Below are 23,803 nucleotides of genomic sequence, written 5' to 3'. Positions count from 1 at the left end.
TGTTGCGAAAGCGTAACCCAGTTCTCAACATTATGAATCATTACCGAACACATTCGCTTGCGTTAAGTATTGCTGCATGGCATACCAGAAAAAAAGGGGCAACAAATGATAGAAATTGAGACACGACAGTTAGCTGGTATCCCTGTCCTGCATGCCGTTCCGGCTGGTAAACGCGAATGTTCACTCCCTTGTATTCTCTTTTATCACGGGTTTACATCTTCAAGTCTGGTCTACAGTTATTTTGCCGTTGCGCTGGCTCAGGCCGGATTTCGCGTCGTCATGCCAGATGCACCCGATCATGGCGCCCGATTTAACGGTAATGCTCAGGAGCGAATGTTCCGCTTCTGGCATATATTGCAGCAAAACATGCAGGAGTTTACGACGTTACGTGCGGCTCTGGTGGCAGAAAATTGGCTTTCAGATGAGCGGCTTGCCGTCGGTGGGGCATCGATGGGGGGAATGACTGCATTGGGCATAATGGCGCGCCATCCTGAGGTTAAATGTGTAGCCAGCCTGATGGGCTCAGGCTATTTTACCCGGCTTGCGCAGACGCTTTTTCCTCCTTTACAGGTTCAGACCCCAGAGCAACAGGCGGAGTTTGATGCCGTTATCGCCCCGCTTGCCGAATGGGATGTTACGCATCAGTTGCCACGCCTCGCCGACAGGCCGTTGTTGCTGTGGCATGGACAGGATGATGATGTTGTACCGGCAGTTGAAACCTTCCGCTTACAGCAAGCGCTGATTCAGGCAGGTTTGGACAACAATCTGACCTGCCTGTGGGAAGCGGGCGTACGACATCGCATCACGCCAGAAGCGTTGGCCGCAACAGTGACGTTTTTCCGCCAGCACCTTTAAACACGCATAATGCTCACGCCCTGAGCTTCAAGCTGTTGCAGAATCTCAGGGTTTGCATTTTTGCCGGTAATGAGCATATCGATTTGATCGGCGCGACTGAACAGCATTCCCGCACGTTCACCGACTTTACTGCTATCGACCAGCACCACCAGTTTACCCACCACGTTAAGCATCTTCTGCTCGGCCATCGCGGTCAGCATATCGGTTTTATACAGTCCGTCCGCGGTCAACCCTTTGCCGCTGGTAAACATCCAGTGTCCGGCATACAGGCTATTTTCACTGCCTTGCGGGCTAAGCGTGATGGATTGGCTTTTGTTATATTGCCCTCCCATGATGATCACGCTGTCATGTTCCTGGTCGATCAGATAGTTCGCCAGCGGCAAATAATTGGTGATGATCTGCACCGGCTTGCCGCACATTTCGCGACCCAGCAGGAAAGCGGTCGATCCGCAGTTGATCACTACGCTTTCACCCGCATTCACAAGCTGGGATGCTGCCTTGGCAATGCGAACTTTTTCATCGTGGTTCTGCGCCTGGTGCAGATTCATTGGCGTCCAGCGCGGCCGCTGCTGGGTAATAGCTTCTGCGCCGTTGCGTACTTTTTTGAGTTTGCCGCTTTCGTCGAGCTTGTTGATGTCCCGGCGCGCAGTGGCGGGTGAAATCCCCAGACGCTCAACTACGTTCTCAACGGTAACAAAGCCCAACTGCGCCAGCATATCCAGCAATATTTGATGTCTTTGTGCTTCAGTCATGAGCTATTCCGATACAAATTGATTTGAAAAGATGATATTTGAAATAGCCTGGAAATACTAAAGTAAATGGGAAAAAAATGCCGGGATGGCCCGGCATTTTGTGTGGATCACAAGAATGATTTAAACGGTAAATCCGGTTCAATGGTGAAGCAGTCATCAAAGCCGCGCGGATAGTGATATTCAAAGTTATCTTTGTCCAGCGGCCAGGTGAACTTGCCACCTACCTGCCAGATGAATGGCTTAAAGCCATACTTAAGGCGATCTTTTTTCATCTCCCACAGTACGCGGATCTCCTGCGGATCGGCCTGAAAGTTTGACCAGATATCATGATGGAAAGGGATCACCACTTTTGTATTCAGGGCCTCCGCCATACGCAGCATGTCAGAACTGGTCATTTTGTCCGTAATACCCCGTGGGTTCTCACCGTAGGATCCGAGTGCGACGTCGATCTGGTGCTCGTTGCCATGCTTTGCATAGTAGTTGGAGTAGTGTGAGTCGCCGCTATGATAAAGCGTACCGCCCGGCGTTTTGAACAGATAGTTTACGGCGCGGGCATCCATACCATCCGGCAGCACGCCAGCGGCTTTTTGATCGGCGGGCAGGGTGATTAACGCAGTACGATCGAACGCATCAAGCGCATGAATTTCAATATCTTTCACTTTCACCACATCGCCTGGTTTTACCACGATGCAGCGCTCTTTTGGTACACCCCAACCGATCCACAGATCCACACAAGTCTGCGGTCCAATAAACGGCACGTCGTCGGCACAGTTCTGCATGACGGCTGCCGCAACATTTACGTCGATGTGATCGTTATGATCGTGTGTGGCCAGCACCGCATCGATCTGACGAATGGCAAACGGATCAAGAACAAACGGCGTGGTGCGCAGGTTTGGCTGCAGCTTCTTCACCCCTGCCATGCGTTGCATCTGGTGACCGGTTTTCATCAGCGGGTTACCGTGACTCTGTTTGCCCGTGCCGCACCAGAAATCGACGCAGACGTTAGTCCCGCCTTCCGATTTCAGCCAAATTCCGGTACAGCCGAGCCACCACATCGCGAAAGTACCTGGTGCGACCTGTTCCTGCTCGATCTCCTCATTCAGCCAGCTTCCCCACTCCGGGAATGTGCTCAGGATCCATGATTCACGCGTGATGCTTTTTACTTTACTCATCGCAATTACCTTCATGTTTGTTCAAGTTGAATCAAATTTTGATTTGTTTTGATTGATACTGACATCATTTTCTCAAGAAGGCAATGCGTTGATTTTTGGTGTTGAATGAAAAACAGTTAACAAATTACAACATGACAAGATGGTTTATATGAAATGTATTTTTGTATTTTATTGTTTTAAATGGTTTTATTTTGAAGTGAATGAATTCGAAGTAAATCCACTCTGCAAGTAAGAGAATTATTTGCGTACTGCATCACATTTAATCAAATTCAATCTTGTTGTGATTACTTTTGAAAATTAGAGTGAGGGCACAACATCCTGGGCATCTGTAATGAATGTTCAGCAACTTCGTCTACTGGAGATCGTTATGGAGATCCTCTACAACATCTTTACCGTCTTTTTTAATCAGGTCATGACCAATGCACCGTTGCTGTTGGGTATTGTGACCTGCCTCGGCTACATCCTGTTGCGTAAAAGTGTCAGCGTCATTATCAAAGGCACGATCAAAACGATTATCGGTTTTATGTTATTGCAGGCAGGGTCGGGCATTCTGACCAGCACGTTTAAACCGGTAGTGGCGAAGATGTCCGAGGTTTACGGTATCAACGGTGCGATTTCCGATACCTATGCCTCCATGATGGCAACCATCGAACGTATGGGGGATGCCTATAGCTGGGTAGGGTACGCGGTACTGTTGGCGCTGGCGCTAAACATTTGTTACGTGCTGCTACGGCGGATTACCGGTATTCGTACCATCATGCTGACCGGGCACATCATGTTCCAGCAGGCGGGCCTGATCGCCGTCTCTTTCTACATCTTTGGCTATTCCATGTGGACCACCATCATCTGTACCGCGGTGCTGGTGTCGCTCTACTGGGGCATTACCTCCAATATGATGTACAAGCCGACCCAGGAAGTGACCGACGGCTGTGGTTTTTCCATCGGTCACCAGCAGCAGTTCGCCTCCTGGATTGCTTACAAAGTCGCGCCGTATCTGGGTAAGAAAGAGGAGAGCGTAGAAGATCTCAAGCTGCCAGGCTGGCTGAATATCTTCCATGACAATATCGTTTCTACCGCGATTGTGATGACCATCTTCTTCGGGGCGATCCTGCTCTCTTTCGGCATTGATGTGGTTCAGGCGATGGCGGGTAAAACCCACTGGACCGTGTATATCCTGCAAACCGGTTTTTCGTTTGCTGTCGCTATCTTCATCATCACCCAGGGCGTACGTATGTTCGTTGCTGAACTTTCAGAAGCGTTCAACGGTATCTCTCAACGTCTGATCCCGGGCGCGGTACTGGCCATCGACTGCGCGGCGATTTATAGCTTTGCTCCTAATGCGGTGGTCTGGGGCTTTATGTGGGGGACCATCGGACAACTGATTGCGGTGGGCATCCTTGTGGCCTGCGGCTCTTCCATTCTGATTATCCCAGGCTTTATCCCGATGTTCTTCTCGAACGCCACTATCGGCGTATTTGCTAACCACTTTGGCGGTTGGCGCGCAGCGCTCAAGATTTGCCTGGTGATGGGGATGATCGAAATCTTCGGCTGCGTCTGGGCGGTGAAGCTCACCGGTATGAGCGCCTGGATGGGCATGGCGGACTGGTCAATTCTGGCACCGCCGATGATGCAAGGCTTTGCCTCCATCGGCATCGTGTTTATGGCCGTCATTATTCTGATTGCACTGGCTTATATGTTTTTCGCAGGACGCACGTTGCGTGCTGAGGAAGATGCAGAAAAACAACTGGCAGAACACTCTGCTTAATAAGGAGTTCCAATTATGACCGTACGTATTCTGGCTGTGTGTGGCAATGGGCAGGGCAGTTCCATGATCATGAAAATGAAGGTGGACCAGTTTTTAACCCAGTCAAATATTGACCATACGGTAAACAGCTGCGCCGTGGGTGAATACAAAAGTGAACTGAGCGGCGCGGATATTATCATCGCCTCTACGCATATCGCCGGTGAGATTACCGTTTCTGGCAATAAATATGTCGTTGGCGTACGCAACATGCTGTCTCCTGCCGATTTTGGACCAAAACTGCTGGAAGTGATCAAAGCGCATTTTCCGCAGGACGTGAAGTAAGGGGCGGCATATGAAATTACGTGACTCGCTGGCAGACAATAGTTCCATCCTTTTGCAAGCCGAGGCCAGTACCTGGCAGGAAGCGGTAAAGCTTGGCGTGGATCTGCTGGTTAAGGCTGATGTGGTTGAACCACGCTACTACCAGGCCATCCTTGATGGCGTTGAGCAGTTTGGCCCGTACTTTGTGATTGCGCCAGGCCTGGCGATGCCGCACGGCCGTCCGGAGGAAGGGGTCAAGAAAACCGGTTTTGCGCTGGTGACGCTGAAAACGCCGCTGGTGTTTAACCACGAAGATAACGACCCGGTCGATATTCTGATAACGATGGCGGCAGTTGATGCCAACACACATCAGGAAGTGGGCATCATGCAGATCGTGAATCTCTTTGATGACGAAGCCAATTTCGACCGTTTACGCGCCTGCCGCACCGCGCAGGAAGTGTTGGATTTAATTGATAACGCCACTGCGGCGGCTGTTTAAAAGGATACCAAAATGTCATTACCTATGTTGCAGGTTGCGCTGGATAACCAATCAATGTCTTCCGCGTATGAAACGACGCGTCTGATTGCCGAAGAGGTCGATATCATTGAGGTGGGCACTATTCTTTGCGTGGCAGAGGGCGTGCGCGCCGTTCGCGATCTGAAAGCGCTTTACCCACATAAAATTGTACTGGCGGACGCCAAAATTGCCGATGCGGGGAAAATCCTCTCCCGCATGTGTTTCGAAGCCAACGCTGACTGGGTCACCGTCATCTGTTGTGCCGATATCAACACCACCAAGGGTGCGCTGGAGGTGGCGAAAGAATTTAACGGTGATGTACAGATTGAACTGACTGGTTACTGGACCTGGGAGCAGGCGCAAGAGTGGCGTGACGCAGGGATTGGGCAAGTTGTATATCACCGCAGTCGTGATGCGCAGGCGGCGGGCGTGGCGTGGGGAGAAGCGGATATCAGCGCGATCAAGCGTCTGTCCGAGATGGGCTTTAAAGTCACCGTCACCGGCGGTCTGGCGCTGGAAGATCTGCCGCTGTTCCAGGGAATTCCGATTCACGTCTTTATTGCCGGCCGCAGTATTCGCGATGCCGCCTCTCCGGTGGAAGCGGCCCGTCAGTTCAAACGTTCTATCGCCCAACTGTGGGGATAAGGAGCGACTATGTTGTCGAAACAGGTCCCGCTCGGTATTTATGAAAAAGCACTCCCCGGCGGGGAGTGCTGGCTGGAACGCTTGCAACTGGCGAAGGAACTGGGCTTCGACTTTGTCGAAATGTCGGTTGATGAAACCGACACTCGCCTGGCGCGTCTTGACTGGAACCGGGAGCAGCGACTGGCGTTGGTGGCCGCTATCGCCGACACCGGGATACGGGTACCGTCCATGTGCCTGAGCGCTCATCGTCGTTTTCCGCTTGGTAGTGAAGATGATGCGGTACGCGAACAGGGGCTGGAGATCATGCGTAAAGCCATTCAGTTTGCGCAGGATATCGGTATTCGCGTTATTCAACTGGCGGGTTACGACGTTTATTACCAGCAGGCCAATAACGAAACGCGTCGTCGGTTTCGCGATGGGCTGAAAGAGAGCGTAGAGATGGCGAGCCGTGCACAGGTGACGCTGGCGATGGAAATCATGGATTATCCACTGATGAATTCGATCAGTAAGGCGCTGGGATACGCCCACTATCTCAACAATCCGTGGTTCCAGCTGTATCCCGATATTGGCAATTTATCGGCGTGGGATAACGACGTGCAGATGGAGCTGCAGGCGGGAATGGGCCATATAGTTGCCGTACACGTGAAAGATACCAAACCCGGCGTATTCAAAAATGTGCCGTTTGGTGAAGGGGTTGTCGATTTCGAACGTTGTTTTGCGACTCTCAAACAGAGTGGGTATTGCGGGCCATACTTGATTGAGATGTGGAGCGAAACGTCGGACGACCCGGCACGTGAAGTGGCGAAGGCGCGCGACTGGGTGAAAGCGCGTATGGCCAGCGCGGGCCTGGTGGAGGCAGTGTAATGCAAAAACGTAAACAGCAGGTTTTTGAGGCCAACATGGATCTGCAGCGCTACGGTCTGGTGACGTTTACCTGGGGTAACGTCAGCGCCATCGACCGCAAACGCGGGCTGGTGGTGATTAAGCCCAGCGGCGTCGACTACCAAACAATGACAGTGGATGACATGGTGGTTGTGGATCTGCACGGTAATGTGGTGGAGGGACGCTATCGTCCTTCTTCCGATACCGCCACCCATCTGGCGCTGTATCGCCGTTATTCCTCTCTCGGCGGCGTGGTGCATACCCACTCAACCCACGCGACGGCATGGGCGCAGGCAGGTCTGGCAATTCCTGCGCTCGGCACGACGCATGCTGACTACTTCTTTGGCGATATTCCCTGTACCCGGGCTTTAACTGAAGCTGAAGTTCAGGAGGAGTATGAACTTAATACCGGTAGGGTGATTATTGAAACGCTCGGGGAGGTGGAACCTTTACATACGCCTGGCGTAGTGGTGTACCAACATGGCCCGTTTGCCTGGGGCAAAGATGCTCACGACGCGGTACATAACGCTGTGGTGATGGAAGAGGTGGCAAAAATGGCATGGATTGCGCGTGGCATTAATCCGGCGCTCAGCCCCATCGACAGTTACCTGATGAATAAGCACTTCATGCGTAAGCACGGCCCAAATGCCTATTACGGCCAGAAGTAAGAAAAAACGTTCCGGAGCCAACTCTTCATGGGGATGAGATCGGTCTGGCTTCGGGATTGTTTTGCAAAAAAAAGCCCCCAGTGAAGGGGGCAAGTCAAACTGTGGCAATGTTCTCGTTGGTTGTTTCTGGTGCTAGCGATAAATATCTGCACTGGCGTGCATATTTCCGTTACTACCGGGTTCCCTGGTGAGGATCACGTGATAGTAGGTTGCGCCTTGCGCATCGGTTTCTTCATTCAGGGCCTGAGTGGCTTCACTTTCAGTGGCGAAGTTATGATTTATGTAAATAACGCCTAAGCTCTGCACATCATCCATATTCCTGGCCTGATGATTGTCAATTTTGATGGCTGCCGTTGCATTTGCACTGAGCAAAAGTACAGCCAGAAGGGTCAAAACACGGGCTCGCATATGTACCTCCTCGACTGCGGTCTCTGGTTAGCTCTCTCCTGTGAGTGGATAACTTCTGATTTAATTTTAACCGCTGCCGGCGCAGTCGATAGCGACCATTTCTGATGCAGTTGTTCAAAAAATTACCGCAAAGCCATCTTTTCTTTAATTAACAATCAGCTGATGCCTTCCGCTACGGTTAAAAATACCTGCCTTACGCGCATAAGCTCTTACCAAATAGTCAATTTAATCGGGTGAGTACGCCGTTTATAGTGAGCCAGATAATTAATATAACTTTATGATAATTAGGCAAAAACTTATGGATACTTCATTCATGGATTTCAGCTATTTCGTGATTATGTTTATGGTCGCGCTGGTGGCTGGCTTTATTAACGTGGTGTCGGGCGGCGGTGGTTTTCTCTCTATTGGCGCTCTCTTAATTTCTGGTTTACCCCCGGCTAATGCGCTGGCAACCAATAAAATTCAGGCACTGGGTAGCTCGCTAACCTCCGGAATTTACTTTTTACGCCGGGGACATATTAATGTGCAGGAGCACAAATATGTCTTTTTATCTGCCTTTATCGGTTCTGCGATGGGCACAACGCTTATCCAGTTTATTGAACCGGACGTGTTGAAGAAACTGCTGCCGATCCTGATTATCGCGGTCGCTATCTACTTTATTTCTGCGCCTAATCTTAGCGAACCGAAAAGGAAGCAGCAGGTATCCCTGTTTCTCTTCTCGTTGATCTGCGGGGGAGGTATTGGGTTTTATGATGGTTTTCTCGGTGCCGGGGCCGGCTCCTTTTATACGCTCTGCTATATCCTGCTGTGGGGGTACAGTATCGATAAAGCGCAAATTCACTCGAATTTTATCAACCTGGCGTCGAATATTGCCTCGATTCTGTTCTTCATTTTCGGCGGTAAAATGATCTGGTCGCTGGGGCTGGTGATGTTTGCCGGGCAATCCCTTGGCGCACGTCTGGGTGCGACAGTCGTACTGACGCGCGGCAAGAAAGTCATCCGACCCATGATTGTCATCGTCTCTATTTGTATCAGCGTCAAAATGCTGCTGGATATGTATTAATGGCGACATGATAAATAATCGTACAAGCACCTTGAGTTTAACTGCTGACCCCAGTATTATGACGCGTCATTTTTCAGCCGACCTTTAACACGTTCCTTGCCTCCATGGGCCTCGGCTGACCCAGACAGGAGGCTGAATAATCCGTAAGGAGCAATTCGATGCGTCATTACGAAATCGTTTTTATGGTCCATCCTGACCAGAGCGAACAGGTTCCGGGTATGATCGAACGCTACACTGCTGCCATCACTGGTGCAGAAGGCACGATCCACCGTCTGGAAGACTGGGGCCGCCGTCAGCTGGCTTACCCGATCAACAAACTGCACAAAGCTCACTACGTTCTGATGAACGTTGAAGCGCCGCAGGAAGTGATCGATGAGCTGGAAACTACCTTCCGCTTCAACGATGCCGTTATCCGCAGCATGGTTATGCGTACTAAACACGCTGTTACCGAAGCATCTCCGATGGTTAAAGCGAAAGACGAGCGCCGTGAGCGTCGCGATGATTTCGCTAACGAAACCGCAGATGATGCTGAAGCTGGGGATTCTGAAGAGTAATTTCTGATGACCAACCGTCTGGCGTTGTCCGGCACCGTGTGCAGGGCTCCCCTTCGAAAGGTCAGTCCATCAGGAATTCCTCATTGCCAGTTCGTGCTTGAGCATCGTTCTGTGCAGGAGGAAGCCGGGTTTCACCGGCAGGCGTGGTGCCAAATGCCCGTTATTATTAGCGGACACGAAAACCAGGCCATTACTCACAGTATAACGGTCGGTAGCGCAGTGACCGTTCAGGGGTTCATCTCTTGCCACAAGGCAAAGAACGGCCTGAGCAAAATGGTTCTGCATGCCGAGCAGATTGAATTGATAGATTCTGGAGACTAGCCATATGGCACGTTATTTCCGTCGTCGCAAGTTCTGCCGTTTCACCGCGGAAGGCGTTCAAGAGATCGACTATAAAGATATCGCTACGCTGAAAAACTACATCACCGAAAGCGGTAAGATTGTCCCAAGCCGTATCACCGGTACCCGTGCAAAATACCAGCGTCAGCTGGCTCGCGCTATCAAACGCGCTCGCTACCTGTCTCTGCTGCCGTACACTGATCGTCATCAGTAATCGGTCACGGTCCATTAATACGACTTTGAGAGGATAAGGTAATGCAAGTTATTCTGCTTGATAAAGTAGCAAACCTGGGTAGCCTGGGTGATCAGGTTAACGTTAAAGCGGGCTATGCTCGTAACTTCCTGGTACCACAGGGTAAAGCTGTTCCTGCTACCAAGAAAAACGTTGAATTTTTCGAAGCGCGTCGCGCTGAGCTGGAAGCTAAACTGGCTGACGTTCTGTCCGCTGCTGAAGCTCGTGCTGAGAAAATCAACGCACTGGAAACCGTAACCATCGCGTCTAAAGCTGGCGACGAAGGTAAACTGTTCGGTTCCATCGGTACTCGCGACATCGCTGACGCTGTAACTGCAGCTGGCGTTGAAGTAGCTAAGAGCGAAGTTCGTCTGCCGAACGGCGTTCTGCGTACCACTGGTGAGCACGAAGTGAGCTTCCAGGTTCACAGCGAAGTGTTTGCTAAGCTGACTGTAAACGTAGTTGCAGAATAAGTTTTTATTCTGATGACCGCGTAAAAGCGCCGGCCCTGTGCCGGCGTTTTGCTTTTCTGTTCCCCCGCTTTTCTCTCTGGCTATTCTTTATCCTTTTCGGGATAATCACAAAAATAAAACATTATTTCAAAGTGGTGATGGAATGGAACCAACGCACCAACCTCTGTTTGCGCGTAAAAATGTTGTCTATCTGAGCGCGGCGTTCTGCTGCCTGCTGTGGGGGAGCGCCTATCCGGCGATCAAAAGCGGATATGAGATCTTCCAGATTGCCACGGATGACATTCCCTCAAAGATTGTCTTTGCCGGATATCGCTTTCTGTTTGCGGGAATATTGCTGCTAATGCTGGCGCTGGCACAGCGAAAACCGATTGGCCGGTTAAGCCCGCGTCAGTACGGCCAACTCACGCTGTTGGGGCTGACGCAAACCTCGCTGCAATACATCTTCTTCTATATCGGCCTGGCGTTCACCACGGGGGTGAAAGGGTCCATCATGAATGCGACCGGGACCTTCTTCAGCGTGCTGCTGGCCCATTTTATCTACCATAATGACAAATTGAGCTACAACAAAGCGCTGGGCTGTATCCTCGGCTTTGCTGGGGTGATGGTAGTGAACTTTAGCAGCGGAATGGATTTTAGTTTCAGCCTGTTAGGAGACGGTTCAGTAGTGATGGCGGCCTTTATTCTTTCTGCTGCCACGCTATATGGAAAACGTATTTCTCAGACGGTGGATCCGACGGTAATGACAGGGTACCAGTTGGGCGGTGGCGGTCTGGCGTTGGTTATCGGTGGCTACGCTTTTGGCGGCACGCTGACCGTACACGGTGCGTCTTCGGTGGCAATTCTGGGCTACCTGACGTTACTCTCTTCTGTCGCCTTTGCCTTGTGGAGTATTCTGCTCAAGCATAATCGTGTGGGAATGATTGCGCCGTTTAACTTCCTGATCCCGGTTTCGGGGGCGCTGCTGTCGGCGATATTCCTCGGCGAAAACATTCTCGAATGGAAATACGCACTGGCACTGGTGCTGGTCTGTTCGGGGATCTGGTGGGTGAATAAGGTGAAGCGCTGACGCTTCACCTTGATGCCTGATGGCGTCGCTTAACGGGCGCGAATAAAACTGCCGTTTGGCTGGCGGGTGAACAGAACCTGCTGGCCATTCCCGGTATCAATGGTTAATCCCGTCACCACGCCATTGGCATTCTGCCTGATCTGCACCATCTGACCGTCTTTCAGGTTGCTTAGCGGTTTTCCCGCGCCTTCAACCTGCGCCATTGCATACACATCGGTTGGCGGGAGGTTATGGTCACGGAAGACCTGGGCCAGCGTTTTGCCCGAGTCTACGCGATAAGAGCGCCACTGTTGCTCAATTCCGCTATCCTGTTGGAAAGGTTGCGTCTGCGGCTGAGATTGCTGAGCCTGCGGCTGCGCATCAGGTTCTCCTTCCTGGATTGGCTCTGGAGCAACCGGAGCGACCTGGCCGGGATCGTTTTGCGGGGCGACTAACTGTGCCTGTAGCTGAGCCTCGGTTGGTGGCTGCGACTGTGACTGTAAATCCAGCTGGGCAGTACGCGTCACCACAGGGGCATCGCTGGTGTCACTGGAAGGAAGCAGGAAACCTATCACCAGCACGATAGCAGCAATAATAATGCCGCGGCGGTGCATAGGCGGTAGCGGATCCATAATGCGAAAATTGTCCGGTGCATGCCAGATTTTCGCCAGGGTTGGTTTTAATTCAAAGCGCCCGGGCATGGCTTTCCTCCTGCTCCGCGTCTCGTTCCTCGATCATAGAGTATAGATGGCTAACGCTATGATGTTCGTCATATTACCCGCTTTCGTGACGTCAACGCGGGATATTCCTATTGTTTATGTTTCCTCGCGATTTGTCATCTGTTCCCGAGACAAAGTTTTACCGGATGCGGCATGGCTGATATGCTGCCCGCTACTTTACATCCGATGAAAGGAAATATGATGGCTAACCCGACTTTTGACACTATCGAAGCGCAAGCAAGCTACGGCATTGGTTTGCAGGTAGGACAACAGCTGAGCGAATCCGGACTGGAAGGACTGTTGCCTGAAGCGCTGGTAGCGGGTATCGCTGACGCGCTGGAAGGTAAGCACCCGGCAGTACCGGTTGATGTTGTGCATCGCGCGCTGCGTGAAATCCATGAACGCGCTGATGCAGTACGTCGCGAACGCTTCCAGGCTATGGCGGCTGATGGCGTCAAATATCTGGAAGAAAACCGTGAGAAAGAGGGTGTGAACAGCACTGAATCCGGTTTGCAGTTCCGTGTTCTGACTCAGGGCGAAGGGGCTATTCCGGCGCGTACTGACCGCGTTCGCGTGCATTATACCGGTAAACTGATCGACGGTACCGTGTTTGACAGCTCTGTCGCACGTGGCGAACCGGCTGAATTCCCGGTTAACGGCGTAATCCCTGGCTGGATTGAAGCACTGACCCTGATGCCGGTAGGTTCGAAATGGGAACTGACTATTCCTCAGGAACTGGCTTACGGCGAGCGTGGTGCTGGCGCGTCCATTCCTCCGTTCAGCACGCTGGTGTTCGACGTTGAGCTGCTTGAGATCCTGTAAGCAGTGACTTCTGTTCCCCCCGAGGCCGGGGGGAGCAAAAAAATAGCGTGAAAAGCTATAGTTACGTCGTTGTCGATATTTTATCTTGCAAATGCCGCATCAGCGTGTATTTTTGTGAGCTGATTCGCGCTATCAGAGTGATATGACACTCACTTTAAACATTAAATTAACATTATATCTAAATCTTAGTATTCATCCCGCCAATTCTTACCTAATATCGATGAGTCCTGATAACAGGATCGTCGTATCATAGACACACTAAAGGCCGTAGAGCCTGAACAACACAGACAGGTACAGGAAGAAAAAACATGGTAGATCAGGTAAAAGTCGACACCGCTGAAGAGGCGTCGTCTGAACAGTCGCTACGGCGCAATCTCACAAACCGTCATATTCAACTTATTGCTATTGGTGGTGCTATCGGTACTGGCCTGTTTATGGGCTCCGGTAAAACCATCAGTCTCGCCGGACCGTCGATCATCTTTGTATATATGATCATCGGTTTTATGCTGTTTTTCGTGATGCGGGCAATGGGTGAATTGCTGCTCTCGAATCTGGAGTACAAATCGTTTAGTGATTTCGCCTCCGACCTGCTCGGGCCGTGGGCCGGGTATTTTACCGGCTGGACCTACTGGTTCTGCTGGGTCGTTACTGGGATGGCAGACGTTGTCGCGATTACCGCGTATGCGCAATTCTGGTTCCCCGAACTGTCAGACTGGGTCGCCTCGCTGGCGGTGATTGTGCTGCTGCTGAGCCTCAACCTCGCCACCGTAAAAATGTTCGGTGAGATGGAGTTCTGGTTTGCGATGATCAAAATCGTCGCCATCATCGGCCTGATTGTCGTCGGTCTGGTGATGGTGCTGACGCATTTCCAGTCGCCAACCGGCGTTCAGGCATCGTTCACGCATCTGTGGAATGACGGTGGCTGGTTCCCGAAAGGTCTGAGCGGCTTCTTTGCCGGCTTCCAGATAGCGGTGTTCGCGTTTGTGGGTATTGAGCTGGTGGGAACGACCGCTGCGGAAACCAAGGATCCTGAGAAATCTCTGCCGCGCGCCATTAACTCGATTCCAATCCGTATTATCATGTTCTACGTGTTCGCGCTGATCGTGATTATGTCCGTAACGCCGTGGAGCTCGGTAGTACCAACCAAGAGCCCATTCGTTGAACTGTTTGTGCTGGTTGGTCTGCCTGCTGCGGCGAGCCTGATCAACTTTGTGGTTCTGACTTCAGCTGCCTCTTCCGCAAACAGCGGCGTGTTCTCTACCAGCCGTATGCTGTTCGGCCTGGCGCAGGAAGGCGTTGCACCGAAAGCATTTGCCAAGCTGTCTAAACGCGCAGTTCCGGCGAAGGGGTTAACCTTCTCCTGTATCTGTCTGTTGGGCGGCGTGGTGATGCTGTACGTGAACCCGAGCGTGATTGGCGCGTTCACCATGATCACCACCGTGTCGGCGATTCTGTTCATGTTCGTCTGGACCATCATTCTTTGCTCGTACCTGGTGTACCGCAAGCAACGTCCTCACCTGCATGAAAAATCAATCTACAAGATGCCGTTAGGCAAGCTGATGTGCTGGGTATGTATGGCGTTCTTCGTCTTCGTACTGGTACTGCTGACGCTGGAAGATGATACCCGTCAGGCGTTGATGGTGACGCCGCTGTGGTTCATCGCGTTGGGTCTGGGCTGGTTGTTTATCGGTAAGAAACGTATGGCGGGTATGCGTTAAGCGTTGTCATATCGGACACAAAAAAGGCCACATAAGCAGTGGCCGAATTCGGACTTCAGGAAGGCGCTCTCGGGCGCCTTTTTTTATTCACCTGCGAGGGCACGCGGGAACAACACATTGTTTTCCAGGCTGATGTGTTCCATCAGGTCATCGATCATTTCGTTAATGCCGTTATACATGGCTTTCCAGGTGGTGCAGGCTTCTGGCGGCGGCGTCACGTTGTGGGTGATGTGTTTGATCACTTCCACCAGTTCACCCGCATCGTCATGTTCGCTTTCCATCACGCTGATTGGCCCCATCGCCTGACTACCCATGCCCTGTTTGATCATCGGGAACAGGATCTGCTCTTCTTTCATCATGTGGCTGGACAGCTCTTCATGCAGCATGGTCAGGTTTTTCGCCAGACCGCGCGGTACGTTCGGTTTGTCTGCGTGAACGCGTTCAACTTTTGTGGCCTGCAGGATCAGCTCCGGCAGCTGTTCGCGGTGTCTGTCGTGATAACGCACGATGATATGGTCGATGATTTCAGCCAGAGCCACGGTACGCCAGTCTTTCTCCAGCGGCTGTTCAGCCAGCTGCGCAAGCTGCGCCTCAATAACGTCTAAATCCAGCTCTTTACGCGCGGCAGCGCGTGCCAGCGTTTGCTTACCGCCGCAGCAGTAATCCATATCGTATTTACGAAACAGGGCCGAAGCGCGAGGAATAGAGAGCGCCAGTTCACCTAAAGGTTGATCGCGATAAGACATTGCCGTTACCTCATTCTCAATAATATAAGATGTATTTTAAATACAACTTATGGCGAAGGATATAACCCTTTCGGGGTGGGGTGATTTGTGATGAACGTCACGAAAATTTCTTATTTCGTTAAGGTGCTGAATCTTATTGGAAAGGTGAGGGGCGGCGAAAAAAGCGGCACGACAGGATTAAATAAGCGCACGCCGCTGCCGATAGTTAGACCTCAGACAATACCTGCATAATAAAAAGGCTACAGATGTTCAAACGAATCAAAGTGATAACCTTACTTATCACCGTGTTACTCGCCCTGGGCGCAATGCAGCTCATCTCCGCGGGCGTTTTTATTGGCGCACTCAATAACGATAAGCAGAACTTTAACGTGTCTCAACTTTCCAGCCAGAACGTGGCCGAGTTTACCGATGCGTGGATTAGCCTGAACCAGGCTCGCGTCACGCTCAACCGGGGCATGCTGCGTTTACAGGGAACGATGGCCAGCGAGATTAACGGCGGTCAGTTGAAGGAGCTGGTGAACACAGCAAATCGCCTGTTGGCCGAATCGAAAGAGCATTACGATAAATACTACGCTCTACCGGAAACGCCGGGGCTGGATGAGCATCTGGCCGATCGACTGGAAGAACAGTACGGCATCTATTCTGCGACGCTGGCAAAAATGAACGCGCTGCTGGCTGAAGGAAAGCTGGAAGAGATGTTCAAGCAGAATGCCGAGCAAAAGCAAACGGCCATGCAGGAAGTTTATCGGGAATGGCGTAGCGCGCAAACGGCGCTGGCCACTGCCGGAGTGCAGGACAATGAGAGTGACTACCAGAAGATAATCTGGCTGCTGTCCGCGGTGATGTTGATTGTCGTCACCGTGATTATCGCCAGTTGGCTGGCGATGCAGCGAGTGCTGCTCAAGCCGCTCCACGAGGTGATGGGACATATTCGCCATATTGCCGCAGGTGATTTGACTCACCGCATCAACGCCGATGGCAGTAATGAAATGGCGCTGCTGGCAGGCAACGTCCGCGACATGCAGCAGGCGCTGGCGAACACGGTCAGCGTGGTGCGTGACGGGGCTGACACCATCTATACCGGCGCGGGTGAAATTGCCGCTGGCAGTAACGATCTCTCGTCACGTACCGAACAGCAGGCCGCCTCTCTGGAGGAGACCGCAGCCAGCATGGAACAACTTACCGCAACCGTGAGACAGAACGCAGATAACGCGCGTCAGGCGACCAGCCTGGCAAAAAATGCTTCACAGACGGCGCAGAAAGGCGGAACCGTGGTTGATGGCGTGGTGCGTACGATGGATGAAATCGCCACCAGTTCCAGCAAAATTGCGCAAATTACCACTGTTATCGACGGCATTGCTTTCCAGACCAACATCCTGGCGCTGAACGCGGCGGTAGAAGCGGCGCGGGCTGGCGAACAGGGGCGTGGCTTTGCTGTAGTCGCAGGTGAGGTGCGCACGCTGGCGCAGCGTAGCGCTCAGGCGGCAAAAGAAATTAAGGCGTTGATTGATGACTCAGGGAATCGGGTCAATGCCGGTACGGCGCTGGTGCATGAAGCGGGTGAGACGATGGCGGAAATTGTCAGTGCCGTCACCCAGGTAACCGATATTATGGGAGAAATTGCGTCGGCCTCTGATGAACAGAGCCGGGGTATCGATCAGGTCGGTCAGGCGGTGGCTGAGATGGATCGCGTCACGCAGCAAAACGCCTCGCTGGTGGAGGAATCCGCTTCCGCCGCAGCCGCGCTCGAAGAGCAGGCCGCACGGTTGAACCAGACGGTGGCGGTGTTTAAAGTTTAACGTCTGCTCCGGCCTACAAGATATTATCCAGTAGGCCGGATAAGCGGAGCACCATCCGGCACATTATGATTGTGAAACCACCATGACGCTGGGTTTCTGCGGCTTGGCTCTGACGGCTATCACTACCCCAACCATCAGCAGCGTAATACCGCTTACCGTCAGCAACGGTGGAAATTCCTGGCGCAGTATAAAGGTGTACAGCAGGCCAGCCAGCGTTTCGAAGACAATCAACGGGCCGAGGATCACCGTCGGCAGCTTCTGGCTGGCGACGTTCCAGCACAGTGCGCCAACCCAAGAACACAATACCGCAATGGCTATCATCAGGCCGATAAACACGGCTGGACGCGGACCGAAGGGCAGAGCGAAGTCCGGCGTTTGCCCGTTCAGCCACAGGCAGGCGGCAATATAGCCGAGCAGAGAAACAGGCAGCGTTACCAGAGCCTGAGCCGTCGCCCACATCATCGGGTGCTTATCCGGATTCTCGCGCAGCCAGCGGGCATTACGCAGCGCATACCACGCCCAACACACCACCGAAATCAGCGCCAGTGCGATTCCAGAGCCATATCGCCAGCCGCTAAAGTCAGGGAGTCCCTGATTCAGCTCCGAGATATTCACGCACAGCAGGCCTATACCAATCAACACCAGCGCAGGCGACAAACGCCACCATGATAATTTGCCGTCACGCTGGCTGTAGAGGAGGTTAGCGAAGACCGGGATCACCACCGGCAATGTACCAATAATCATCGTGGAGACCGGTGCGCCGGTGCGCTGGATAGCGCTTGCCAGGCAAACGTAATAAATCAGATTCCCCATCATTGTTAGCGTCAGCGCAGTTACCCAGTCTTTCCGCCCGAGTTGACGCAGGCGCACACGTCCCAGCCAGGCAATCGGCAATGCGATCAGCCCCAGCGCCAGATAGCGCCCCATCGACTGCAATACCGCCGGGTATTCCGGTACGATCAGCGGTCCAACAAAAATTAATCCCCACATCAGCCCGGCCAGCAGGGCATACAACACACCGCTAATCATTTTTGATATCCACATCGCTTAACAATACGTCGAGTGTAGGCAGGAAAAATGCCGCCGTATTGTATGAGATTGCTGATCAACGCCGGACGACTTGTTTCTGATAACGCACTGGCGTAATGCCGTAGCGATGGGTAAATGCGCGGGTGAGATGCGACTGGTCGGTGAGGCCGGTTGCGGCGGCGACCTCTGCGGCGGGCATACCGCAAGTGAGAAAACCTTTGGCTCGCCACAGGCGGATCGCCATCAACATCTGGTGCGGCGTGACGTGGAAATGAGATTTAAACTGGCGCTGAAAATGCCAGGGACTCAGCGATGCAACCCGCGCCAGCTCGTCGAGCGTGACCGGATGCATATAATTGTCGTGCAGATACTCGCGTACTCGTTCAAAGCGATGCGCCCCCTCCGGCAGTACCGGTGCATGGCGGGCCAGCGGCTGGAACGTATCGATCAGATCGAGCAATAGTCCTTTTTGCGCCAGCGGATCTTCCGTGTTCCACAGGCCGTGGATCAGCGAGCAGATCTGGCGCGAGCGCAGCGGATCGAGACGCGTTACGTCATGAAACCACCAGTGGCGGATCCCAGTGACCTCTTCCAGAAGATCGGGCTCAAGATAAATCATCCGATAGCGCCAGCCATCGGCGGTTTCGGCCTCGCCGGTGTGCAGCTCATCGGGATTCATGGTTACGACGGAGTGGGCGGGGGCCACGTACTGCGTGCCGCGATAACGAAAACGTTCGGCTCCGGCTTCTATCGCGCCAATGCCGAATGCTTCATGTGTGTGCGGCTCAAAGGCGTAACGTGAGATGTGCGCATGATACAGCTCTACGCCCGGCACCTGCGCCAGATGGCGAAAGCGGGCGCTGTCTTTCTCATCAATAAACTGCTCAGGTACACCTTGCACGTTTTCTCTCCCCACGCATCATCCTGTCATTATCAGAGAGGATGCGCGGGGATGCCACCACAATTAACTAATTTTTAACACTTACAAGATGCCTTTGACGCTGTCAGCCAGCGGGGTGGTCGGGCGACCAATCAGTTTGCTCAGCGTATGGCTGTCGTCGAACAGACCGCCTTTGGAGGCGCCAGTGTCTGAGTCAGCCAGCATGTCCGCCAGTCCGGCAGGCAGACCTACACCTTTTAGCGCGGCGGCAAAATCAGCTTCGCTCAGGTTCTGATACACCACTTTTTTACCACTCTGTTTTGCCAGCTCGGCAGCCAACTGGCTCAGGGTCCAGCCTGCGTCGCCCGCCAGCTCATAGGTTTTACCGGCGTGACCGTCTTCACTGATGACACGTGCGGCGGCAGCGGCATAGTCGGCGCGGGTCGCTGAGGCAATTTTGCCTTCACCTGCAGCCCCGATAAACACGCCATGTTCCAGAGCAGCCGGTGCGCTGGCGAGATAGTTTTCGGTGTACCAGCCGTTACGCAGTAGCGCGTAGGCGATACCGGATTCAGCCAGCATCTGCTCGGTTGCCACATGCTCATCAGCCAGCCCCAGCGGGGAGGTGTCAGCGTGCAGCAGGCTGGTGTAGGCGATAAATTTCACGTGAGCGGCTTTCGCTGCGTTAATCACGTTGCGATGCTGCGGGGCACGTTGTCCCACTTCGCTGGAGGAGATCAGCAGTAGCTTGTCGATACCCTGTAAGGCAGTTGTAAAGGCGGCTTCATCGCTGTAATCCGCCTGACGAACGGTAATGCCCTGCTGACTAAGCGCCGTCGCTTTAGCGGGATTACGCACGATTGCCACAATCTGGCTGGCAGGAACGGTTTTCAGCAGAGATTCAATAACGTGTTGGCCCAGTTGGCCGGTGGCGCCGGTAATCGCGATCATGGGGTGACTCCTTGGTATTGGTCTTGTGTTTAATCACGCTAACACCTAAACTTACTTTTAGTAAGTACGTACAAAAAGGTTAGTATGAAAATGACAGCTTCGACGCTCTCCCAGCAGTTACGCGATGGCAACTTGTTTGCCGAACAGTGTCCCTCCCGCGAGGTGTTAAAACACGTCACCAGTCGATGGGGCGTGTTGATTCTGGTGGCGCTGCGCGACGGTACGCACCGTTTCAGCGATTTGCGCCGTAAGATGGGCGGGGTCAGTGAAAAGATGCTGGCGCAATCCCTGCAAGCGTTAGAGCAGGACGGGTTTATCAATCGGGTGTCATATCCGGTAGTACCGCCGCACGTGGAATATAGTTTGACGCCGTTGGGTGAGCAGGTGAGCGATAAAGTCGCCGCGCTGGCGGACTGGATAGAACTGAATTTGCCGCAGGTTTTAGCGCAGCGGGAAGAGCGGGCGGCGTAAAGTATTGTCGGATGGCGGCTAACGCCTTATCCGGCCTACAGATTATTTCGACTCGTAGGCCGGATAAGACGCTATTGCGTCGCATCCGGCACGAAAATTACTTACTTAAATCCAGCTGGTAAATGGCGAAACCGATGTCATCGGTCGCGACTTTTTTCAGCGGATACTGGCTTTTCTCTTTAATAAACGCCGCGGCTTTATCAGACGGTGATGTTTCAAAGCGAATATCCAGTGGCGTATCGCTGTGAATTGGCGCCAGACGCCAGTTGTTATCTGCCGCCGGATGAATTTCACCGGCACGCTTCGTCTCCGCACCAATCCACGCGGCCAGCACCGAGCGGTTTTCATCCGGAGAAGCAAACGCGATGTGGTTGTCGCCGGTTCCGGCAAACTTACCGCCGTAGGCGCGGTAGTTGTTGGTCGCGACGAGGAAGGTAGCATTCGGATCGATTGGTTTGCCGTTAAAGGTCAGATTTTTAATACGTTCCGCTTTCGGATTAATGGTCTGACATTCCCCGTCGTAGCGGGCGGGTTGCGATACATCAATCTGGTAATTTACGCCGTCAATCACGTCGAAATTATAGGTACGGAAGCCGTCCCAGTTAATCAACGACTGTGGTTTGCTGCTGTGGATATCAATCTGATTGAACTGCCCGGCGGAACATTCCAGCCACTCTTTCACCTCTTTACCGCTGGCTTTCACCACCACCAGAGTGTTGGGATAGAGATACAAATCAGCGGCGTTACGGAAGGTTAACTGGCCTTTTTCGACTTCTACAAAGCTGGCCGGATCGTTCTTACGCCCACCGACCTTAAACGGCGCGGCGGCGGAAAGTACCGGTAGTTTTGCCAGATCCGGATCGCCCTGAATAAAGTGTTCCACATAGGCTTTCTGCGCGTTGTTCACCACCTGTACGGTCGGATCATCCTGTACCAGCGCCAGATAGCTGTACATATTGTCGGCGGATTTACCGATCGGTTTGCTGACAAACTCACGCGTGGCGTCGTGATCGGCTTTCAGGATCTCAACGATTTTTTTGTCTTCTGCTGCCAGTGATTTTTTCGCTGCCGCGTCATAAATCGGACGTGCTTCGGCTTTCGCCTGGGTGACCTGCCATTTACCGCTGTCGTTATTCAGCACTAAATCCACCACCCCCAGATGATCGCCCCACATACCCGGCATCACCGCCGGAACCCCATTCAGCGTACCTTTTGTGATATCTGCACCTTTGATGTTGGCAAAGTCTTTACCAGGGAAAACGGCGTGAGCGTGGCCAAACATAATGGCATCCACGCCTGGGACTTCACTGAGGTAATAAACGGAGTTTTCCGCCATGGTTTGATACGGGTCGGCAGAAAGCCCGGAGTGAGCAACTACCACCACGACATCGGCACCTTTTTCTCGCATTTCGGGAACATATTTGCGTGCAGTTTCCGTAATGTCGTTCACCGTCACTTTACCGCTGAGGTTGGCTTTATCCCAGGTCATAATCTGCGGTGGCACAAAACCGATATAGCCAATCTTCAGCGTCTGCTTGTTCCCTTCTTTGTCGACAACCTCAGTGTCTTTGATCAGATAAGGCGTAAACAGCGGCTTTTTGGTCTTAACGTCGATGATATTGGCGTTAACGTAAGGGAACTTCGCCCCTGCCAGCGCGTTGTGCAGATACTCAAGACCGTAGTTGAATTCATGGTTGCCGAGGTTACCCACCGCGTAATCCAGGGTATTCAGCGCCTTATATACCGGGTGAGTTTCGCCCGCTTTCAGCCCTTTGGCCGCCATGTAATCCCCGAGCGGGCTGCCCTGAATCAGATCGCCATTATCAACCAGCACGCTGTTTTTGACTTCTCCACGCGCAGCGTTGATAAGACTTGCCGTACGTACCAGACCGAATTTTTCAGTCGGTGTATCTTTGTAATAATCGAAATCCATCATATTGCTATGCAAATCAGTGGTTTCCATTATACGCAGATCGACGGTCGCGGCATTGACGCTGGCTGCAATCAGCGTTGCCAGAAGCGTTGCACTAAACTTAATCATCAGGGGCATCCTTTTAAGATCTAAGCCACAAAAGAAAATGTATATAAATCTTCTTGCTTACAGAACTGTGAATCATGACATGAATATAGCGTTTAAAACCGCAGACGCTATCACAGTTGGCGGATCCCCTGACGATCGGGTATAAGTAAAACAACGAGTTAACACCACTGACAGAAACGAGGTGGAGAATGCTAGAACATGTATGCCAGCTTGCACGGAACGCGGGCGATGCCATTATGCAGGTCTACGATGGAATCAAACCGATGGAGATTACCAGCAAGCAGGATGATTCTCCGGTCACGGCGGCGGATATCGCCGCGCACAAGGTTATCCTCGAGGGATTACTGGCGCTGACGCCGGATATTCCCGTCCTGTCTGAAGAAGCGCCTCCTGGCTGGGATGTCCGCCAGCACTGGCAGCGCTACTGGCTGGTGGACCCGCTGGACGGGACCAAAGAGTTCATTAAGCGTAACGGTGAATTTACGGTCAATATTGCGCTGATCGAAAAGGGAAAGCCGGTTCTGGGCGTGGTTTACGCGCCGGTAATGAAAGTGATGTACAGCGCAGCAGAAGGTAAAGCGTGGAAAGAAGAGTGCGGCGTACGTAAACAAATTCAGGTTCGTGACGGGCGTCCGCCGCTGGTGGTCATTAGCCGCTCGCATGCCGATAATGAGTTAAAAGAGTATCTGCAACAGTTGGGCGAGCACCAGACCACGTCGATTGGCTCATCGTTGAAGTTCTGTCTGGTGGCGGAAGGGCACGCACAGCTGTACCCGCGTTTTGGGCCCACTAACGTATGGGACACCGCCGCGGGCCACGCTGTTGCCGCCGCAGCCGGGGCGCACGTTCACGACTGGCAGGGGAAACCTCTGGATTACACCCCACGTGAATCGTTCCTCAACCCCGGCTTCCGCGTTTCTATTTACTGAGCAATTTGTGCAGCAGGACAATCACCTG

At 52.7% G+C, this 23,803-nt stretch carries 27 protein-coding genes; 18 read left to right on the top strand and 9 right to left on the bottom strand.

Going from position 1 to position 23,803, the window contains the following annotated elements:
* Positions 1–105: 105 nt before the first annotated feature.
* Positions 106–855: an esterase gene (gene yjfP / locus OGV74_RS23145; RefSeq protein ID WP_086504836.1), complete on the top strand. Its 750-nt coding sequence runs from the start codon at positions 106–108 to the stop codon at positions 853–855.
* Here yjfP and ulaR read toward each other — a convergent pair.
* Positions 852–1,607: an HTH-type transcriptional regulator UlaR gene (ulaR, locus tag OGV74_RS23140; protein WP_003839504.1), complete on the bottom strand. Its 756-nt coding sequence runs from the start codon at positions 1,605–1,607 to the stop codon at positions 852–854. The genes yjfP and ulaR overlap by 4 nt on opposite strands.
* A 107-nt stretch (positions 1,608–1,714) precedes the next feature.
* Complete coding sequence (ulaG, locus tag OGV74_RS23135) at positions 1,715–2,779, bottom strand: L-ascorbate 6-phosphate lactonase (RefSeq protein ID WP_003025649.1); 1,065 nt, start codon at positions 2,777–2,779, stop codon at positions 1,715–1,717.
* Between the two features lie 367 nt (positions 2,780–3,146).
* Between ulaG and ulaA the strand changes: the two genes are divergently transcribed.
* From ulaA to OGV74_RS23105, 6 genes are read left to right on the top strand one after another with little or no spacing between them, the layout of a single operon-like run.
* On the top strand, positions 3,147–4,544 hold the full coding sequence (ulaA, locus tag OGV74_RS23130; RefSeq protein ID WP_003025652.1) for a PTS ascorbate transporter subunit IIC: 1,398 nt from the start codon (positions 3,147–3,149) through the stop codon (positions 4,542–4,544).
* 15 nt (positions 4,545–4,559) lie between these two features.
* The gene (gene ulaB, locus OGV74_RS23125; RefSeq protein WP_003025655.1) at positions 4,560–4,865 is read left to right on the top strand and encodes a PTS ascorbate transporter subunit IIB; all 306 of its coding nucleotides are present in this window, start codon (positions 4,560–4,562) and stop codon (positions 4,863–4,865) included.
* A gap of 10 nt (positions 4,866–4,875) precedes the next feature.
* A complete protein-coding gene (gene ulaC, locus OGV74_RS23120) occupies positions 4,876–5,343 on the top strand; it encodes a PTS ascorbate transporter subunit IIA (protein ID WP_003025658.1) in 468 nt (155 codons plus the stop codon).
* Between the two features lie 12 nt (positions 5,344–5,355).
* Complete coding sequence (gene ulaD, locus OGV74_RS23115) at positions 5,356–6,006, top strand: 3-keto-L-gulonate-6-phosphate decarboxylase UlaD (RefSeq protein ID WP_003025660.1); 651 nt, start codon at positions 5,356–5,358, stop codon at positions 6,004–6,006.
* Between the two features lie 9 nt (positions 6,007–6,015).
* Positions 6,016–6,870 (top strand): L-ribulose-5-phosphate 3-epimerase, encoded by an 855-nt coding sequence (locus tag OGV74_RS23110; protein WP_003025663.1) that lies wholly within the window; start codon positions 6,016–6,018, stop codon positions 6,868–6,870.
* Positions 6,870–7,556, top strand: a complete 687-nt coding sequence (locus OGV74_RS23105; RefSeq protein ID WP_286521622.1) for an L-ribulose-5-phosphate 4-epimerase — start codon at positions 6,870–6,872, stop codon at positions 7,554–7,556. The genes OGV74_RS23110 and OGV74_RS23105 overlap by 1 nt, the downstream gene beginning before the upstream one ends.
* A 132-nt stretch (positions 7,557–7,688) precedes the next feature.
* Here OGV74_RS23105 and yjfY read toward each other — a convergent pair whose 3' ends face one another.
* Entirely contained in the window at positions 7,689–7,964 is a 276-nt protein-coding gene (yjfY, locus tag OGV74_RS23100) for a DUF1471 family protein YjfY (RefSeq protein WP_003025668.1), read from the bottom strand.
* Between the two features lie 298 nt (positions 7,965–8,262).
* On the opposite strand from yjfY, the gene OGV74_RS23095 reads away from it, so the two are divergent.
* The 6 genes from OGV74_RS23095 (at position 8,263) to OGV74_RS23070 (ending at position 11,691) form a co-directional block, all read left to right on the top strand.
* The gene (locus OGV74_RS23095) at positions 8,263–9,027 is read left to right on the top strand and encodes a TSUP family transporter (RefSeq protein ID WP_003025670.1); all 765 of its coding nucleotides are present in this window, start codon (positions 8,263–8,265) and stop codon (positions 9,025–9,027) included.
* Between the two features lie 158 nt (positions 9,028–9,185).
* On the top strand, positions 9,186–9,581 hold the full coding sequence (gene rpsF / locus OGV74_RS23090) for a 30S ribosomal protein S6 (RefSeq protein ID WP_003025672.1): 396 nt from the start codon (positions 9,186–9,188) through the stop codon (positions 9,579–9,581).
* A 6-nt stretch (positions 9,582–9,587) separates the two neighbouring features.
* The gene (gene priB, locus OGV74_RS23085) at positions 9,588–9,902 is read left to right on the top strand and encodes a primosomal replication protein N (protein ID WP_003025674.1); all 315 of its coding nucleotides are present in this window, start codon (positions 9,588–9,590) and stop codon (positions 9,900–9,902) included.
* A 4-nt stretch (positions 9,903–9,906) separates the two neighbouring features.
* Positions 9,907–10,134 carry a 30S ribosomal protein S18 gene (gene rpsR, locus OGV74_RS23080; protein ID WP_000135199.1) on the top strand — a complete coding sequence of 76 codons (228 nt, stop codon included), beginning with the start codon at positions 9,907–9,909 and terminating at the stop codon, positions 10,132–10,134.
* 41 nt (positions 10,135–10,175) lie between these two features.
* Entirely contained in the window at positions 10,176–10,625 is a 450-nt protein-coding gene (gene rplI / locus OGV74_RS23075; RefSeq protein ID WP_003025676.1) for a 50S ribosomal protein L9, read from the top strand.
* Between the two features lie 142 nt (positions 10,626–10,767).
* Positions 10,768–11,691, top strand: a complete 924-nt coding sequence (locus OGV74_RS23070) for a DMT family transporter (protein WP_003839516.1) — start codon at positions 10,768–10,770, stop codon at positions 11,689–11,691.
* Between the two features lie 29 nt (positions 11,692–11,720).
* Here the strand turns inward: OGV74_RS23070 and OGV74_RS23065 are convergent, their stop codons facing one another.
* Positions 11,721–12,371 (bottom strand): LysM-like peptidoglycan-binding domain-containing protein, encoded by a 651-nt coding sequence (locus tag OGV74_RS23065; RefSeq protein ID WP_003025681.1) that lies wholly within the window; start codon positions 12,369–12,371, stop codon positions 11,721–11,723.
* Between the two features lie 219 nt (positions 12,372–12,590).
* Between OGV74_RS23065 and bamJ the strand changes: the two genes are divergently transcribed.
* Both bamJ and cycA read left to right on the top strand, forming a co-directional pair.
* Complete coding sequence (gene bamJ / locus OGV74_RS23060) at positions 12,591–13,211, top strand: BamJ family beta-barrel-assembly machinery protein (RefSeq protein WP_003025685.1); 621 nt, start codon at positions 12,591–12,593, stop codon at positions 13,209–13,211.
* A 308-nt stretch (positions 13,212–13,519) separates the two neighbouring features.
* On the top strand, positions 13,520–14,929 hold the full coding sequence (cycA, locus tag OGV74_RS23055; protein ID WP_003025688.1) for a D-serine/D-alanine/glycine transporter: 1,410 nt from the start codon (positions 13,520–13,522) through the stop codon (positions 14,927–14,929).
* Between the two features lie 83 nt (positions 14,930–15,012).
* Here cycA and ytfE read toward each other — a convergent pair whose 3' ends face one another.
* Positions 15,013–15,675 carry an iron-sulfur cluster repair protein YtfE gene (gene ytfE, locus OGV74_RS23050; RefSeq protein WP_003025690.1) on the bottom strand — a complete coding sequence of 221 codons (663 nt, stop codon included), beginning with the start codon at positions 15,673–15,675 and terminating at the stop codon, positions 15,013–15,015.
* Between the two features lie 245 nt (positions 15,676–15,920).
* Here ytfE and OGV74_RS23045 point away from each other — a divergent pair, with 245 nt between their 5' ends.
* Positions 15,921–17,474: a methyl-accepting chemotaxis protein gene (locus OGV74_RS23045; protein WP_003844953.1), complete on the top strand. Its 1,554-nt coding sequence runs from the start codon at positions 15,921–15,923 to the stop codon at positions 17,472–17,474.
* A gap of 63 nt (positions 17,475–17,537) precedes the next feature.
* On the opposite strand, the gene OGV74_RS23040 is transcribed toward OGV74_RS23045, so the two are convergent.
* The 3 genes from OGV74_RS23040 to OGV74_RS23030 form a co-directional block, all read right to left on the bottom strand.
* A complete protein-coding gene (locus tag OGV74_RS23040) occupies positions 17,538–18,503 on the bottom strand; it encodes a DMT family transporter (RefSeq protein ID WP_003025693.1) in 966 nt (321 codons plus the stop codon).
* 76 nt (positions 18,504–18,579) lie between these two features.
* Complete coding sequence (locus OGV74_RS23035) at positions 18,580–19,404, bottom strand: AraC family transcriptional regulator (protein WP_286521620.1); 825 nt, start codon at positions 19,402–19,404, stop codon at positions 18,580–18,582.
* Between the two features lie 81 nt (positions 19,405–19,485).
* Positions 19,486–20,334, bottom strand: coding sequence for an SDR family oxidoreductase (locus OGV74_RS23030; protein ID WP_286521618.1), 849 nt, complete (start codon positions 20,332–20,334; stop codon positions 19,486–19,488).
* A gap of 90 nt (positions 20,335–20,424) precedes the next feature.
* Here OGV74_RS23030 and OGV74_RS23025 point away from each other — a divergent pair, with 90 nt between their 5' ends.
* Positions 20,425–20,805, top strand: a complete 381-nt coding sequence (locus OGV74_RS23025; RefSeq protein WP_003025698.1) for a winged helix-turn-helix transcriptional regulator — start codon at positions 20,425–20,427, stop codon at positions 20,803–20,805.
* A gap of 97 nt (positions 20,806–20,902) precedes the next feature.
* Here OGV74_RS23025 and cpdB read toward each other — a convergent pair whose 3' ends face one another.
* Positions 20,903–22,846: a 2',3'-cyclic-nucleotide 2'-phosphodiesterase gene (cpdB, locus tag OGV74_RS23020; RefSeq protein WP_086504839.1), complete on the bottom strand. Its 1,944-nt coding sequence runs from the start codon at positions 22,844–22,846 to the stop codon at positions 20,903–20,905.
* Between the two features lie 188 nt (positions 22,847–23,034).
* Between cpdB and cysQ the strand changes: the two genes are divergently transcribed.
* Complete coding sequence (cysQ, locus tag OGV74_RS23015) at positions 23,035–23,775, top strand: 3'(2'),5'-bisphosphate nucleotidase CysQ (protein WP_086504840.1); 741 nt, start codon at positions 23,035–23,037, stop codon at positions 23,773–23,775.
* The last annotated feature ends 28 nt before the right edge of the window (positions 23,776–23,803 follow it).

This window comes from Citrobacter sp. Cf116 (assembly GCF_030336505.1).
GTDB classification, from domain to species: Bacteria; Pseudomonadota; Gammaproteobacteria; order Enterobacterales; family Enterobacteriaceae; genus Citrobacter; species Citrobacter freundii.
Note: the sequence above shows the minus strand (reverse complement) of the source record. Positions and strands in the feature narration are given on the sequence as shown.

Coding starts and splice junctions, on each gene's coding strand:
- OGV74_RS23070 (WP_003839516.1), top strand. CDS start 10,768: ATGGAACCAACGCACCAACCTCTGTTTGCGCGTAAAAATGTTGTCTAT.
- rplI (WP_003025676.1), top strand. CDS start 10,176: ATGCAAGTTATTCTGCTTGATAAAGTAGCAAACCTGGGTAGCCTGGGT.
- OGV74_RS23045 (WP_003844953.1), top strand. CDS start 15,921: ATGTTCAAACGAATCAAAGTGATAACCTTACTTATCACCGTGTTACTC.
- priB (WP_003025674.1), top strand. CDS start 9,588: ATGACCAACCGTCTGGCGTTGTCCGGCACCGTGTGCAGGGCTCCCCTT.
- OGV74_RS23025 (WP_003025698.1), top strand. CDS start 20,425: ATGACAGCTTCGACGCTCTCCCAGCAGTTACGCGATGGCAACTTGTTT.
- yjfY (WP_003025668.1), bottom strand. CDS start 7,964: ATGCGAGCCCGTGTTTTGACCCTTCTGGCTGTACTTTTGCTCAGTGCA.
- rpsF (WP_003025672.1), top strand. CDS start 9,186: ATGCGTCATTACGAAATCGTTTTTATGGTCCATCCTGACCAGAGCGAA.
- yjfP (WP_086504836.1), top strand. CDS start 106: ATGATAGAAATTGAGACACGACAGTTAGCTGGTATCCCTGTCCTGCAT.
- ytfE (WP_003025690.1), bottom strand. CDS start 15,675: ATGTCTTATCGCGATCAACCTTTAGGTGAACTGGCGCTCTCTATTCCT.
- OGV74_RS23040 (WP_003025693.1), bottom strand. CDS start 18,503: ATGATTAGCGGTGTGTTGTATGCCCTGCTGGCCGGGCTGATGTGGGGA.
- ulaG (WP_003025649.1), bottom strand. CDS start 2,779: ATGAGTAAAGTAAAAAGCATCACGCGTGAATCATGGATCCTGAGCACA.
- ulaR (WP_003839504.1), bottom strand. CDS start 1,607: ATGACTGAAGCACAAAGACATCAAATATTGCTGGATATGCTGGCGCAG.
- rpsR (WP_000135199.1), top strand. CDS start 9,907: ATGGCACGTTATTTCCGTCGTCGCAAGTTCTGCCGTTTCACCGCGGAA.
- OGV74_RS23110 (WP_003025663.1), top strand. CDS start 6,016: ATGTTGTCGAAACAGGTCCCGCTCGGTATTTATGAAAAAGCACTCCCC.
- ulaA (WP_003025652.1), top strand. CDS start 3,147: ATGGAGATCCTCTACAACATCTTTACCGTCTTTTTTAATCAGGTCATG.
- cpdB (WP_086504839.1), bottom strand. CDS start 22,846: ATGATTAAGTTTAGTGCAACGCTTCTGGCAACGCTGATTGCAGCCAGC.
- cysQ (WP_086504840.1), top strand. CDS start 23,035: ATGCTAGAACATGTATGCCAGCTTGCACGGAACGCGGGCGATGCCATT.
- OGV74_RS23095 (WP_003025670.1), top strand. CDS start 8,263: ATGGATACTTCATTCATGGATTTCAGCTATTTCGTGATTATGTTTATG.
- OGV74_RS23030 (WP_286521618.1), bottom strand. CDS start 20,334: ATGATCGCGATTACCGGCGCCACCGGCCAACTGGGCCAACACGTTATT.
- bamJ (WP_003025685.1), top strand. CDS start 12,591: ATGGCTAACCCGACTTTTGACACTATCGAAGCGCAAGCAAGCTACGGC.
- cycA (WP_003025688.1), top strand. CDS start 13,520: ATGGTAGATCAGGTAAAAGTCGACACCGCTGAAGAGGCGTCGTCTGAA.
- OGV74_RS23065 (WP_003025681.1), bottom strand. CDS start 12,371: ATGCCCGGGCGCTTTGAATTAAAACCAACCCTGGCGAAAATCTGGCAT.
- ulaC (WP_003025658.1), top strand. CDS start 4,876: ATGAAATTACGTGACTCGCTGGCAGACAATAGTTCCATCCTTTTGCAA.
- OGV74_RS23105 (WP_286521622.1), top strand. CDS start 6,870: ATGCAAAAACGTAAACAGCAGGTTTTTGAGGCCAACATGGATCTGCAG.
- ulaD (WP_003025660.1), top strand. CDS start 5,356: ATGTCATTACCTATGTTGCAGGTTGCGCTGGATAACCAATCAATGTCT.
- ulaB (WP_003025655.1), top strand. CDS start 4,560: ATGACCGTACGTATTCTGGCTGTGTGTGGCAATGGGCAGGGCAGTTCC.